This window comes from bacterium (assembly GCA_036382775.1).
Taxonomy (GTDB): Bacteria; Hydrothermota; Tepidihabitantia; order SM23-42; family JAOAFX01; genus DASVHD01.
The window spans coordinates 233,015-247,458 of record DASVHD010000035.1 but is presented as its reverse complement, the minus strand read 5'-3'; the positions used below and the strand labels follow the sequence as shown (position 1 = coordinate 247,458).

Genomic DNA, 14,444 nt, shown 5'->3' with positions numbered 1-14,444 from the left:
GGAACCAGGTTAAGACACTTCTGCCCGCCTGATCATTAAATCATGCAATAAGGATAGATCACGGTGTTCGATATTTTTGCCGGAAAAGACGCGAACAAAGCGCTGCAACGCGCCCGCGAATATATGCGGGAAGGAAGGACCGACGCGGCGATCAAGATCCTTGAAGAAAATCTGACCGAGGGCGAAGAATCATTTGATCTCTACATCGAGCTTGCCAAACTGCATTATGATGCGGAAAACCGAACGCGTGCCGCCGAACTGCTCCGTTCGGTGCAGGCGGTCGCACCGTCGCGTTCGGACGAGCTCGTTGCCGCGGCGTCGGACCTGTTCTACCGGCGAACCTCGATCGATATCGGCGATTTTCTACTTCAGCTTCATATCAACCGGCAGGAATACGATGATGTCAGTAAGGTGTTGCGCGCGTTCAATGAACGCGAGATCAAGCTGCTCATGGGACGTTACGATAAGTTGAATCAGATGATCGCGGAGAAAAAAGTCCTGACCAAGAAGGACTTCGAGCACATCCTGATTCTGGGATCGATAAAATTTTTCCTGCACAGCGGCAAGGAGGCGGCCGCCGAGCTTGAGCCCATCACCGGGGTGCCGGCCTTCAGTAAACAGCTGGTCGCCTGGGTACGGGTCATTGCCCGGGAATACTTCAACGATCAGCATGCCGCGCTTCTTCAGCTGAAGATCCTGGCCGGCGCCCATGAATACGAGGAGCTGGTCAATCTCGCGCACCGCATCCTGGAAAAATTCCCCGATGTCGTCGACCCGTTGATCGAAACGTTCGCGCAGGCCCGCCCGCCCAAGGACCTGGTCGCCTCATTCCAGCAGTTCCTGACCGATCTCTATATCAAAAAAGGGGATCTTGACGCGTCGATCGAACGGCTCAAGAGCCAGTTGAAAAAAGATCCCTCAAGAACGGATGACGTGGTCAAGGCATTGCGCGAACTGGAACGGATCAGTCCCAAAAATTTGAAAGTACACTATGGCCTGAGCGATACGTATCTTGAAGGCCACCGGGTCTCCCTGGCGATCGGCGAGCTGGAAAAGATCCTTGAGATCGATCCAGCCCAGTTCGCAGAGGTTTTGGAACGCTACAAGAAGGCGTTCGCGGTCGAACCCAATAATCCGCAGGTCATTGCCGGACTGGTGAATTACTATCTAAAGCTGGACGCGACCGACTCTGCCATTGATGTCGTCGAGAACGCTTACAACAAGGATCCAGGGCTGCTCGACGAGTATATCCTTAACCTGAACCTGATATTGGAAAAGGAGCTGAGCAATCCGCGCGCGCAATACCTGCTCGGGCTGTGTTACAGCGGCAAGGGGGAGCGGGACTATGCGCTGGTCGTGGTGGAATCGCTGATGGATGACGGGCAATCTGAATATGTCGAGAAGATCCTGCGGGAAGCGGTGAAGCGATCACCCGATGACCCGGTGTATTTGAACCTGTACGCGAAAAACCTGGCGACCCTGGGCAAAGAAGAGCAGGCGATGAAAATGATAAGACCCCTGCTCAAGCAGCCGGACAAGATCCTGGCACTGCTGCCGGCGCTTGACGTGATCATCAATAAAAAGCCGGCGTTGTCAGAGGAGATCATTCCCCTGTATGAACGCCATAAAAAGGATGAGCCTTTTATTTACGAACTGGCGCTGGCGCGGGCATATGCCTTCCGCGGGGAGTTCGATAGATCGGTTAAAAGCTTCGAGATCTGCCTGGCCCAGGAGGATAAAAAAGATATGGCCAAAAGGGCGCTCCTGGAGGTGGTCAAAGAAAGACCGAAAGCGGTCCAGCTGCTGCTTGCCGCTGCGAGGATCTTCATGAAGGACGGCGAAGTGGAGGTCGCTACGGAATTCTTCAAGACCGCGCAGGCGATCGATCCCAAAGCGTTTTTCGAGATCATCGACGAGTTTTATGACACGCTCAAGACCTATCCCAAGGACCGCGAAGTGCGCGTGCTGCTGATCGACACCTATTTCAACCGCAAATTATGGGACCGCGTGATCGATGAGGCAAAAAAGGGGACCGAGGTGTTCGGACAGGAGACGCAGTATTTCAACCTTAAACTGGGACAGGCGCTGGTGGAGAGCGGGAATCTGACCGACGGGGTCAGACCGCTGATGCTGTCGCTGGAGGGTGCTGAGAACTATGCCGAGGATGTGATCCGGTATCTCAACAAGATACTGGAGATCGACAAGAGCAATGTGCCGGCGCATTTCGCCCGCGGCCGGGCGCTCGCCCGGGCGCGACGCACCGAAGAGGCGGTCGAGGAATACCTGTTGACGGCCCGGATCGTTCCGGCACGCGCCGAGTATGTGCTTGACGAATTAAAGTCCCTGGCATCCAAGGCGATCGCCAATCCGAAAATAATTTTTGCCATGGGCTCAGTCGAGATCGCGCTCAAACGGAATGAAGAGGCGATAAAACATCTCCTGCAGGCCTGCGAGCTCGACACCACCCTGGTCAAGCGCGTGATCCCGATCTTTGAAAAGCTGCTCACTTCCGAAACTTCACCGATCCTTCAGTATTCGCTCGCGCGGGTATACCATCTCGCCGGTATCAATAATTCTGCCGTGCAGCTATTTATTAGCGCTCAGGCGCAGAACAAGGAGTTTCGCGAACCGTCCATCACGGAACTCAAGCAGATCTGCACCGAGGATCCTAAAGACCTGGAATCCCGCAAGGGCCTGGCCGAGATCTATTCTGGATACAACAACTATGAAGACGCCCTGACGCTGGTCGAGGAAATATATAACCTGTCCCCGCAGGAAAGCGGGATAAAACCATTTATTTTTGATATCTTGAAAAAGAACCCAACCCATCTTCCCTCGTACTACCTCCTGGTCAAGGTCTTCCTTAATGAACAGAACTATGCCAAGGCCATTGAAGTCGCCAAAAAAATTATCTCGCTGGCGCCGTCGGAAACGATCAAGGTGGTCGAATTGTTGATGCCGTTCCATGAGCAGAGCACGGAGATCCATTTCTATACGGCGGTCGTTTACAAGGACACCGGTGATCTTCAGACCGCGACCGCGCTTTTTGAAAAGCTCTTCCTGCACGACCCGGCTTCCAGCGACGCGATCGCCAAACAGTTGCGGGAAATGCTCGTCAAGAACAGCAGCCTGATCGACGCTTATCTGCTGCTGAGCAAGATCTCGGCATTCCAGCACGAGTATGACAAGGCGATCGAGAACGTAAAGCGCGCCCTCGCGCTTAAACCTGAAAGGTACGAGGAGTTGCAGCTGCGGCTCGCGCAGTTCTGTTTTGACATGGGAGACATCAAACGCGCGATCGGGATCTACAACGAGGTTTTGACTAAAACCAAGGACCGCAAGGCGATCTACCGGATGATCAAGAAGACCCATTACGATTATATCGAGGGAAAAGTAAAGACGATCACCGGGATCGGCGACGATGACCGGCTCAGCCGGGCGAATCTATACCTGCTCATCGATAATGTATCAGCGGCGGAAAAAGAATTACAATTCACGCCGACCAGCAGCCGGGCCGCGAAGCTGCGTACGATCCTGGGGGCGAAAGTTTACCTGAAGATGAACCGACCCATGGATGCGTTCGAAACCCTGCGGAACCTGGTCGTGGATGCGGAAACCGCGCCGGTGTACGCGGATGTCTACGAAGCGCTTGGTTCATACGAGGCCGCTGCCTCGGTGCTCCGGCAATGCGACGCGATCGGTCTGGCGGAACGAATCAGTAAGCTGGAAAAGTTGGCACAGGCACGGATGGTATTCAAAGGCCGGTATTACATTGAAGGGAGGATCTGATGAAGTGTCCATTCCTGGTGAAGAGAAAAGATGTCTTCGATAAAGACGGCAAAAAGATCGGCGAGGACATTGAGATCCAGAACTGCATAAAGAACGAATGCATGGTATACGACAGCGCGATCAAATTGTGCTCAATGCTATCTTCGAACATGAAAACCGGTATCCTGATCGAGGATTTCAAGAACGGGATCAAGGAACTGCGCGAGGAAATGTTCCAGCGGGCGGAAGCGACCGGGATCGTTATTTCATCGACCGTGCAGACAATGCAGGATGCCATGCTTGGACGCTTCGATATCCTGAAGAAACAGAATGAAGTGATCGCACTCGGCTTTGACCGGCTTTTCGAGATGGATAATTCAATGCTTAACGTGTTCAAGGAAAGCGGCACCGCCATGAACACGAGTATCGGTCTGCTGAGGGATGCGATCGAAAACAACGGGAACAACCTTAAATCTACCGTCGCTGCCCTCCATGATTCCGTGCAGCAGATGTCGCAGGCGCAAACCTCGTTCGCGGGCGACATAAAGAACCTGTTCGGTGAACAGAACAGATATCTCGATAAGCTGGACCAGGACATGCTGAACAAGGCCGAAGTGCTGAAGAACGACGTGGAAAAACTGATGGCGACGAGCCAGACCAGCATGGAGACCATAAACACCACCATCGGCAAATCGCTGGCGGTCGCGCAGGACCTCTACAAGAAGGTTGAACTCCTGGACGCGCTGCTTGCCCAGTCAAGCAGCCTGAGCGAACTTGTCAAGAACGAGATCTCGGGAATAAAGGCCGAGGGCATGAACGTCATGGGCAGCATCGCCTTCAAGTTCGATGAACTGGGCAAGGTGTTCGCTGACAATGCGAGATTCCAGGAAAGCAAGGTCCAGGACCTGATGCAGAAGCTGGACGCGATCAGCGATGTCCTCAAGACCGAGCTTAGCGGCGTGAAGTCCGAGGGCCTGGCCGGGTTGAGCGAGATCAAGACCGGCGCCCTGTCCCTGCTCGCCGGCATCAAAGACAGCGTGGAGAGCATGAAAAAGGAAAACGGCGCGGCGACGAGCGATTTAAAACAGGAGATCACAAAATACCTGGAGATGATCACGTCCCTCACGGGAACTTTCAATACCGATATAAAACTTACGCTGAGCGACCTGCAGAAAGGATTGGGCGGGTTTGACAGCCAGTTCGGTCAGATCGAAACCAATTTGAAGAACATCCATGAAGCGCTGGGAACCATGAACCATTCGTATATCGAGTCCCTCGGCAAAATCGCCGGGCTGGCCGAGACCATGCGGCAGGGCGTGGAGAAGATCGGCGATGGCATCAACTTCAAACTCGATGAATTCGGACAAGTATTCAAGAACGAGTTGGCGGGCGCTAGAAGCGACGTGATCGAGCCCATCGCCGACATGAAGAACGGCGTGATAAAACTCGAGGAACTTTTCGGCGAATCGCGGACCAGTCTCGCGGAGATGAGCAGCATGATGAGCAATCTTAACCGCAATTACCTCGAATCCTTGAGCAAGATCGCCGGCCTTGCCGAAGGGATGCGCAAAGGCGTGGATCAGGTCGGTGAGGGCATGCAGGATTCGGTAAAGGACCTGGTCTCGGCAATGAAGAACGAGATCGGAGCGCTGGAAAAGCAATACGAAACGACTTTCCGCGATATCGCGCGGCTGGCCGATAAATTCAGCGAGCTTAACAGCCGTCTGGATAAGATGACCAATGAAGTCCAGCGAGATTTCAAGGAGTCCTTCGAGCGGCAGACGCAAGTGTCTGATTTTACCAGGGACATATTGAAGAACATTAAGGACTACTTTGACCGGGAAGACGCGCGTTATGGGGACGAGAAATCGATGCAAAAGAGAAGAGAAGGGATCGATCATTTCGATCGCTCGACCCTCTATTTCTACCGGGGCAAATACGAACTGGCGCTGCATGAGGTCGACAAGGCGCTGGAAATTGAAAGGACCGCCGAGTATCTAAATATCAAGGGATTGGTCCTGACCGAACTTGCCCGTCAGGATGAGGCGAAAAAAGCGTTCTGGGAAGCGCTGAAAATGGAACCGAACATGTCCGAGATATATAATAACCTGGGCGTGCTGTATCTGAAGATGAAAAAACTGGATGATGCCGTTGCCGCTTTCGAGGACGCGATCAAACGGAACGTCAATTACGCGCTTGCTTACGTGCATCTTGGCAAGGCCTTCGTGGAAATGGAAAAATACGACGACGCGATGAAAGCTTTTGACCGGGCGCTGCAGATCGATCCCGGCAACCGGGAAGCGCAGGAAGCCGTCGCCATGTACCGCGAAGGCAAGGTTGGATGATTGTGAGGCGTTATGGATATCATTAACATGCTCAAAAAGGAAAAAAAATCGGAGTCTGTGTTCGATACGATCATCAAGAAAAAGGATGAAAAAGAAAAAGCGGTCACCAAGTCAACGGACGTTGAGGTCACGCAGCTGACGCCGGACAAGGCGGCCGGTTCCGAGGTGAAAGCCGCAGAGCCCAAGGAAAAAGGAGTCAAGCGCGAATTCAGGACCGAAGGCATGCATGAATTCGATATCGACAGCCTGGGAACAACGGCCAATCAGGGTGCTAAGATCGAGTACAAAGCCCGGATCTCCGTGGCTATTGACGAGAACAAATTCGCGGAAGCGATCGAATTGATCAAGGAACTGCAGCAGAAGATCACGCCATAAAACCGGTGCCCCCTGAACCGCGGGCTACGGCCACGGCAGGTAGCGGTTCCAGATCCCCTCAAACATTTTTTCAATGCGTTTGCCGGCAAGGAAGTAAAGGATAATGACGCACAGGATCCCGATGACACCCACGATCCATTGCCGCGCGAACGCGCCGTAGAATTTATCGCCGATGACCACTGACAATATGATGCCGGGGATGCGTCCCAGAAAGATCAAAGGCATTATGATGCGCAGCGGAATGGCGGTGATACCCGCCAGGTAGAAGAGCCCGTCGCCGATGGGATTTGGAAAAACCGCCAGCAAAAGCAGGAATGGCAGCCCTTTTTTGGATATTTTATTTTCGAACCGGAACGCTTTTTCATCCAGTATGTAATACAGGATTTTTTTGCCGGCGTACCGGGCCAGCAACATGACCAGGGAGCCGCCCGCGGCCATGCCGATCCATGATATTACGATCCCGCGGACCGTACCAAAAACGATGCCCGCGGAAATATTGATGAAATGTCCCGGTATGGGCGCAAATATGATCTGCAGGATGTTGCAGAAGATGAAGAAAGCGAAGCTCCATATGCCGTAACCCAGCGCTGCTTTCCTGATCTCACCGGGATCTGCGAGGATCGAACCGTACCGCTGCAAGATGAGCACGGTCATGGTGATGACAAATGCTGTGAACAGGGAAATACCGGCTATGCCGATTATTTTTTTAAAAGCGCGCTGCTGCACAAGGTCAAATAATAATGATAAATAAGCACAAGTCAATTGTCGGCAGTTGTTGACTTCGCCGTATTTTAAGGGTATAATTTAAATTGTCATGGAGGTATTATGAAACGCATGATGCTGGTATTGATTACGACCACCAGTATCCTGGCGTGGGGCCAGGGTATGTCGCCGGTAAAGTCGTATGCCGGTTTAAAAATAGGCTTTAATTACGGCAATTTTGATCCCGGTAACAGTGGCAATAATCTAAGCGGTGCCGGTTTTCAGGCTGGATTCGCGTTCGGCATGGATCTGGCCAGAGTGCTGGGATTTGAATTCGCGCCGGCGTTCAGGACGAGTGAATACGCGACTACGGTTCTTAACGTACCGGTCGGCGTTCGGTATATTAACCTGTGGTTACCGGTCAATATCGTTTTTAAGGCAGGTATGATTCCAGTCGTTACACCCTATTTTGGATTCAGTATTGCCGGAAATTTCCAGCTTGACGGCACGGGATATATCGGCGAGGCACAGTCCGATATTAGTGATCTGGAAAACGATGCATACACAGGTTTGATCCTGGGCACGGATATCAAACTTTCAAAAGTTAAGATCGTGCCGGAATTCAGTTTCAATTTCAACCTGACCGCCGACAGTGAAGATACGCCCAATGTTACGGAGTCGGTATATGACATACACCTGCAGGTCGGGATGTATTACGCCCCCTAATGCGATTTTACGGTATTGATATCGGATCAGTAAGCCTTAAACTAGCCGAGTTCAATGATGGCTCGCTGGTCCGGACCGAGTACATAAAACATCACGGTAGTCCGTTCGACCTGCTGCTCGAGGTTTTAAGAAAAGCGAATGCGATCGAACACCTGGCGATCACCGGTGAATGTCCTTCCATGCTCAGTGCGATGTTGGGCGCGGTGCGCGTCAACGAGGTGGAAGCTTCGGTATCCGGTGTCCTGCATTTCCATCCCGGCATAAGATCGATAATCGAGATCGGCGGCGAGGATTCGAAGCTGATCAGCGTTGATGGTCGGATCAAGGATTTTTCATCCAACACGATATGCGCGGCTGGTGCCGGGATATTCCTTGATCAGCAAGCGCAGCGTTTGTGTTACCCGATCGAGGAACTGGGGGCCGTCGCAATGCGGTCAAAGAATCCGGCGCGCATCGCCGGCCGGTGCTCCGTGTTCGCAAAGAGCGATATGATACATCTGCAGCAGATCGGGACCCCGCCTGAGGACCTGGTCGCGGGGCTCTGCCTGTCGCTGGCCCGGACATTCAAGAGCGTCATCGCGCGGGGTCGGAATCTTGATACTCCGGTGGCGTTCATCGGCGGCGTCGCCGCCAACCAGGGAGTGGTAAGAGCGTTCAGGACCGTTCTTGGTATCAAAGACGAACAGATGGTGATCCCCCATCAGTTCAATACGATGGGCGCCATCGGTGCGGTTTTGTCCTCGCGCAAGCGCGGGCTCGCCGCGGAATACAAGGGGTTGCGCGAGTTTGAGCGGTGGCTGCAGCAGCCCAAAACGATTTCGCGCCTCCCTGCGCTCAATGGCCGCAAAAAATGGCGGCCGGAACGTTATGCCCGGGCGCCGAGAACAAGAACAAAAACCTTTCTCGGGATCGACGTGGGGTCCATCTCGACCAATTTGGTCCTCATTGATGACGAGGGTACGGTGCTGGCGCGCCAATATTTATGGACTAAAGGGCGGCCGATCGAGGTTGTCCTGGAAGGGCTCAAGGAGCTCGGCGAGCGTTACGGACAGATGATCGACATCGTCGGCGTTGGCACGACCGGTTCCGGCCGGTATCTTATTGGTAACCTGGTGGGTGCCGATATCATCAAGAACGAGATCTCAGCGCAGGCCCGGGCGGCGGTCGAGTGTGACCCGGACGTGGACACTGTTTTTGAGATCGGCGGTCAGGATTCCAAGTACATCAGTATCGAACGCAAGACGATCGTGGATTTCGAAATGAACAAGGTTTGCGCGGCCGGAACCGGTTCGTTCCTGGAAGAACAGGCACTGGCGCTGGGCGTTAAACTTGAAGAGTTTGGGGACCTGGCGCTCGAAGCGAATTCGCCAATGAACCTGGGCGAGCGGTGCACAGTATTCATCGGCTCGGAGGTCGTGCATCACCAGCGTGATTCCGATGAACATAAAAATCTCCTGGCCGGGCTTGGCTACTCGGTCGTTTTCAATTACCTCAACCGCGTAGTCGGCAACAAAAAGATCGGCAGGAAGATTTTTTTCCAGGGCGGCGTCGCGGCGAACAAGGCGGTAGTTTCGGCTTTCGAGGAAACGCTCCATAAACCGGTAGTCGTGCCCATCAACCACGATGTGACCGGCGCGATCGGTATCGCCCTGCTAGCGCGCGACAGCGGGATCAATCGAACGCGGTTCAAGGGGTTCAACCTGATCAATAGACCTTACCGTTCGACGTCCTTCGTGTGCCATCAGTGCAGCAACGATTGCGAGGTTAACCGGATCAACATGGATGGTGAACGGCCCATTTTTTACGGCGGCCGGTGCGAGCGCTATGAGCGGAAAGAAATCAAGCCCCGTGCCGATCATCCCGATCTGTTTAAACTTCGAAATGAAATATTTTTCGCGACCCAGCCGCAGACCGGCATAAAGATCGGGATCCCCAGAGCGCTTATTTTTTATGAATTATTCCCCTTCTTTTACCGGTTCCTGAGCATGCTGGGGTTTGATCCGGTGCTATCGGGGCCGACGAACAAGAAAATCATTGAAATGGGCACCGAGATATCGGCGACCGATACATGCTTTCCAGTAAAGGTCGCGTACGGTCATATCCAAGCACTCTACGAGAGCGGCATCCGGCAATTCTTTATCCCGAGCGTGATAACCATGCCCCCCAACAGCGGTAAGTTCGACCGAAGCTTCGTATGCCCCTATGTCCAGACACTGCCGTACCTGGCGCGGGCGGCGTTTTCAGAAAACATCGAGATCCATTCTCCGTATCTTTATTTCGACCGTGGCAAGGAAGGCTTCTGCCGTGTTCTGTATGACTTCGGCACCAGGGTCGGCAGGTCACGGAAAGATATCGATCGCGCGCTCGCCGAGGGGTTCAAGCACCAGGCCGCGATCCAATCAAAGATGCAAGCTGTCGGTCGGCAGGCGCTTAAAGAACTCACAGATCTGGCCTTTGTCGTTTGCTCGAGACCGTATAACGGATATGACCTCGGCTTGAACCTTGATCTGCCGAAGAAGATCCGGGAACTGGACGTAATACCGGTGCCGGTCGATTTTATACCCCTCGATTATTCGGCGCTTGGAGATGATTTCGTCAACATGTATTGGCATTACGGGCAACGTCTTCTTGCCGCGGCCGAGACGATCAGCCGCGACGAACGGCTATTTCCCGTCTATGTGTCGAATTTCTCGTGTGGTCCCGATTCTTTCATCACACGGTATTTCAAGGAGAAGATCCATGAAAAGCCGTTACTGATGATCGAGATCGACGAGCACTCAGGCGACGCCGGACTCATAACCAGGCTTGAAGCTTTTCATGACAGCATCAAAGGCGCCAGGCGGAGGACCGTGCCGCGAAAGATCCGGGCACTCAGTGAGATAAAAAGTACCCGCACCTTATTCCTGCCCGATATGTGCGACCATGTCCTCATGCTGGCCGGCGCCATGAACCATGCCGGTATTCGATCGCAGGTCCTGCCCCCGCCCGACGAGACGTCGGTGATGATCGGCCGGCAGTTTACATCGGGGCGCGAATGCCTGCCTGCCATCATAACCGCGGGCGACATGATCAAAAAGCTCCGGTCGCCCGACTTTGACCGTGACCAGGCGGCGTTTTTCATGGCCCAGGGATCGGGCCCCTGCCGTTTTGGGCAGTATTACCGGCTGCACCGGTTAATCCTCGATGAGCTGGGGTTCAGCGATATCCCGATCTATGCGCCTAACCAGGGGCCAAGCCTGTTCGATGATCTCGCGGGACCGATGGGATTGAAATTCCTTTTCAGCGCGTGGGAAGGGATCTGCGCCGTCGACGCGCTGGAAGCAAGGGTGAGAACAATACGGCCATACGAGATCGTCAAAGGAGCCACGGACCGGATATATGCAAATACGCTGCGGTCGATCTCCCAGGCGATCGAGCAGGGGAAAGGTATTACGGGCATTGTCCGGCACGGCGCGCGGCAACTGGGTTCTATAGCATGTCATCACCGGGACAAGCCCCGGATCGGTATTGTCGGCGAGATCTACGTTCGTTCACAGAAATTCAGCAACAATAACCTGATCAAACGGCTGGAAGAACTGGGATGCGAGGTAACGATGCCGTCGATCGGCGAGTGGTTCTTTTACACGAACTTTACACGGATCCGCAATTGCTGGTGGTTCAAGCAGTACCGGCGCTCTATTTTCACGTGTGTTTTTGACCGGTATATGAGATGGCGGCAGGATCGTCTGAACAGAATCGCCAGCGTGCCCAGGGAACACCGGATCTCGAGCCTGCTCAAACTCGGCGGCGAATACATTCATCCTTCTTTTGAAGGCGAAGCCATTTTAAGCGTGGGCAAGACCATGGAATACATGAAGGATTCCTGCTCCGGGATCGTCAATGTCATGCCGTTTACCTGCATGCCGGGCAATATCGTCAGTTCGGTATACCGGCGCTTGAAGGAAAAGAACAAGGACCTGCCGTTGTTCATTCTCTCGGTTGACGGCATCGATCACGCGGTCGATGCCATGCGCCTGGAAACATTCGTGAACCAGGCGCGCGATCATGCGCATAGCGTCATCCCGTGCTCTTGACACTATGAAATTAATGGATATAATTCGATATAAAAGGAGGCCTAATGCGGTTCTTGAAATATTGCGTGCCATTCATTATCGTGCTGGTGGCTTTTTTTGGCTGTCCGAAGAAACAGGTGGTAAAGCCGCCGGAAGTCGTTCCCGAAACGACCGTCACGATCGTTCCTGTCCCTGAAGAGACGGTCCCGGTTGAACCTGAAAGACCGGCACTGGTATTGAACAGGATTTTCTTTGATTTTGACAAGTCCGATATCCGGCAGGATGCGGCGGAAGTTCTAAAACAGAACGCGGAAATGCTGAAGATCTATCCCGAAGTAAAAATCGTGGTCGAAGGACATTGCTGCGAGATCGGAACATCGGAGTACAATATGGCCCTGGGTGAAAGAAGGGCTAAGGCCGCGCGGGATTATCTCGTGATGCTCGGGGTCCCGGCCGGTCAGATGACGACCTTGAGTTATGGCGAAGAAAGACCGCTCGATCCCAAGGTACTTGAGAAAAACCGGCGCTGCGAGTTCATAGTCCAGTAGTATTATTCATTGTTGCCAATACTAATGAGAAACGGAATGCGATCAGGGCAGCGGATAAAGTTATCCGCTGCCCTTGGTGTTATCATCATCTTCGCGGTTTCAGCGGGCTGTTTTAACCGGCGGCGGTTCAATAATTTCAACTGGCAGCTGGACAGCCTTAAGATCTACACGGTGAGATCCGACAGTATGATCAGAATGCAGTCGAGGGAGATCGCCCAGCTGCGCACTGACTACTACACGAAATCAGATGAACTGGGCGAAAAACTGGAAATGCTCAATACCCGTCTTGGCGAGACCGAGATGCAGCTGACGCAGTTCAATGAAATGTTCGGCAAGGGGCGCAAGCCGGCGGTGGATTCAGAGGACGTGTCCCAGCTGTCGCCCGAAGCGCGCATGGTGTACGAGTCGGCGTACTTGAATTACGTGAAAGGAAACTATCAGGACGCGATCAACGGGTTCGAGTCGTATCTTAAGATCGCGGCGGATTCGCCGCTATCGGATAACGCTCTGTACTGGATCGGCGAATCCTATGCGGCGCTGGGCAAGCGGCAGGATGCGGTCAACAAGTTCAATGAATTGTGCACGCGATACCCGGACAGCAACCGCAAGCCGACCGCGCTGTATAAAATAGGAATAATCTACGAAGAAGCCAAGGACACCAAAACCGCGCGGACATACTTTGAAAAACTCGTGGCTGAATTCCCAAATTCGCCGGAAGCTGCCCTGGCGAAGGACAAGCTTAAATAAGACTACGAATGAGACGAATGATATGATACGAATGCAACGAATGATACCAAGTGATACGAATACCTATTCGGGCCATTCGCTCGAATTTGTACAATTCGTGACCATATGAACATATTTTCTGTCTTCCTTGAATCCGGACTGGCTGCGCAGATAATCATGGCGGTGCTGGTGATATGCTCAGTATGGTCCTGGGCGGTTTTTTTAAAGAAGATCTTTGACCTGGCGGGTAACCGAAAGCGCAGCCAGGCTTTTTTATCGGCTTACCGTTTCCACCGCGCCATTAAAGACTATGATAATCTCGGGCATTTGTTGAACGATAATCCTTTTGGCCGCGTGATGAAAACAGGTTTGGACGAGTACAAAGATCTAAAAACCGGTAACCTGGGATCAAACCCCAGGATCCTTGAACTGGCAGAAAACATAAAGATGACGATGACCAAAGCGCGCAATGACGAGATCGACAAACTCGGATCATGGCTGCCATCGCTCAGCACGATCATGACCGCCGGACCATTCCTGGGGTTGCTGGGCACGGTGTGGGGGATCATGGAGGCGTTCCTTGAAGTGCGGGCGCGCGGTTCTGCTCATATCACGGTCGTAGCACCCGGTATTTCCGACGCCCTGATCACGACGGTGTACGGATTGCTGGTTGCGATCCCGGCGTTGTTCTTTCATAACTATCTGCGCGGCGCGATCAATAAAGTCGACAACCAGCTGGATGATTTCGTGACCGAGATGTTTGCTCGATTCCGCCGGGGTTTCATTGAGACCGAATAGCCGGCATCGCTTGATCGCCGAGATCAACGTCACCAACCTGGTCGACGTCGCGCTGACGATCCTGACGATATTCATCATTACCGCGCCGATGATGACGCCGGGTATCGACGTGAACCTGCCCCGGTCCGATGCTTCCCTGCCCCGCGACGAAGAAGGCATTACCATCACGATCAAGTCGAACAATGATATTTTTATCGACCAGGACCGCATTCCGATGGACAATTTTGAAGCGAAGATCAGTGAGACAATGAAAGGAAAACCGCCGGGCACCATCGTATACCTTCGTGCGGACAAGGAAGTGGGATACGGTTTTGTGGTTGAAGTTGTCGGGCGTCTCCGGAAAGCAGGGGTAAAAGAACTGGGCCTGGTGGCGGAAATACCGCAAGAAGAAAAGTGAGCTTCGG

At 53.2% G+C, this 14,444-nt stretch carries 10 protein-coding genes; 9 read left to right on the top strand and 1 reads right to left on the bottom strand.

What is annotated here, in order from left to right:
* The first annotated feature begins 63 nt into the window (after nt 1-63).
* The 3 genes from VF399_08670 to VF399_08660 are packed head-to-tail and all read left to right on the top strand — an operon-like array spanning nt 64 to nt 6,488.
* Nucleotides 64-3,789, top strand: coding sequence for a tetratricopeptide repeat protein (locus VF399_08670; GenBank protein HEX7320413.1), 3,726 nt, complete (start codon nt 64-66; stop codon nt 3,787-3,789).
* A complete protein-coding gene (locus tag VF399_08665) occupies nt 3,789-6,113 on the top strand; it encodes a tetratricopeptide repeat protein (protein HEX7320412.1) in 2,325 nt (774 codons plus the stop codon). Before VF399_08670 ends, VF399_08665 begins: the two co-directional genes overlap by 1 nt.
* A gap of 12 nt (nt 6,114-6,125) precedes the next feature.
* Complete coding sequence (locus tag VF399_08660; protein ID HEX7320411.1) at nt 6,126-6,488, top strand: hypothetical protein; 363 nt, start codon at nt 6,126-6,128, stop codon at nt 6,486-6,488.
* A gap of 24 nt (nt 6,489-6,512) precedes the next feature.
* Here VF399_08660 and VF399_08655 read toward each other — a convergent pair whose 3' ends face one another.
* The gene (locus VF399_08655) at nt 6,513-7,214 is read right to left on the bottom strand and encodes a VTT domain-containing protein (protein HEX7320410.1); all 702 of its coding nucleotides are present in this window, start codon (nt 7,212-7,214) and stop codon (nt 6,513-6,515) included.
* A gap of 99 nt (nt 7,215-7,313) precedes the next feature.
* Between VF399_08655 and VF399_08650 the strand changes: the two genes are divergently transcribed.
* The 6 genes from VF399_08650 (at nt 7,314) to VF399_08625 (ending at nt 14,437) form a co-directional block, all read left to right on the top strand.
* A complete protein-coding gene (locus VF399_08650; GenBank protein HEX7320409.1) occupies nt 7,314-7,916 on the top strand; it encodes a hypothetical protein in 603 nt (200 codons plus the stop codon).
* Nucleotides 7,916-11,989, top strand: coding sequence for an acyl-CoA dehydratase activase (locus VF399_08645; protein HEX7320408.1), 4,074 nt, complete (start codon nt 7,916-7,918; stop codon nt 11,987-11,989). Before VF399_08650 ends, VF399_08645 begins: the two co-directional genes overlap by 1 nt.
* Before the next feature lie 44 nt (nt 11,990-12,033).
* Nucleotides 12,034-12,516, top strand: coding sequence for an OmpA family protein (locus VF399_08640; protein HEX7320407.1), 483 nt, complete (start codon nt 12,034-12,036; stop codon nt 12,514-12,516).
* Nucleotides 12,517-12,552: 36 nt separating this feature from the next.
* Complete coding sequence (gene ybgF / locus VF399_08635) at nt 12,553-13,263, top strand: tol-pal system protein YbgF (GenBank protein ID HEX7320406.1); 711 nt, start codon at nt 12,553-12,555, stop codon at nt 13,261-13,263.
* Between the two features lie 105 nt (nt 13,264-13,368).
* The gene (locus VF399_08630) at nt 13,369-14,040 is read left to right on the top strand and encodes a MotA/TolQ/ExbB proton channel family protein (GenBank protein HEX7320405.1); all 672 of its coding nucleotides are present in this window, start codon (nt 13,369-13,371) and stop codon (nt 14,038-14,040) included.
* Nucleotides 14,027-14,437 carry a biopolymer transporter ExbD gene (locus tag VF399_08625; protein ID HEX7320404.1) on the top strand — a complete coding sequence of 137 codons (411 nt, stop codon included), beginning with the start codon at nt 14,027-14,029 and terminating at the stop codon, nt 14,435-14,437. The genes VF399_08630 and VF399_08625 overlap by 14 nt, the downstream gene beginning before the upstream one ends.
* The last annotated feature ends 7 nt before the right edge of the window (nt 14,438-14,444 follow it).

Coding starts and splice junctions, on each gene's coding strand:
- VF399_08665 (HEX7320412.1), top strand. CDS start 3,789: ATGAAGTGTCCATTCCTGGTGAAGAGAAAAGATGTCTTCGATAAAGAC.
- VF399_08660 (HEX7320411.1), top strand. CDS start 6,126: ATGGATATCATTAACATGCTCAAAAAGGAAAAAAAATCGGAGTCTGTG.
- VF399_08650 (HEX7320409.1), top strand. CDS start 7,314: ATGAAACGCATGATGCTGGTATTGATTACGACCACCAGTATCCTGGCG.
- VF399_08645 (HEX7320408.1), top strand. CDS start 7,916: ATGCGATTTTACGGTATTGATATCGGATCAGTAAGCCTTAAACTAGCC.
- VF399_08640 (HEX7320407.1), top strand. CDS start 12,034: ATGCGGTTCTTGAAATATTGCGTGCCATTCATTATCGTGCTGGTGGCT.
- ybgF (HEX7320406.1), top strand. CDS start 12,553: ATGCGATCAGGGCAGCGGATAAAGTTATCCGCTGCCCTTGGTGTTATC.
- VF399_08630 (HEX7320405.1), top strand. CDS start 13,369: ATGAACATATTTTCTGTCTTCCTTGAATCCGGACTGGCTGCGCAGATA.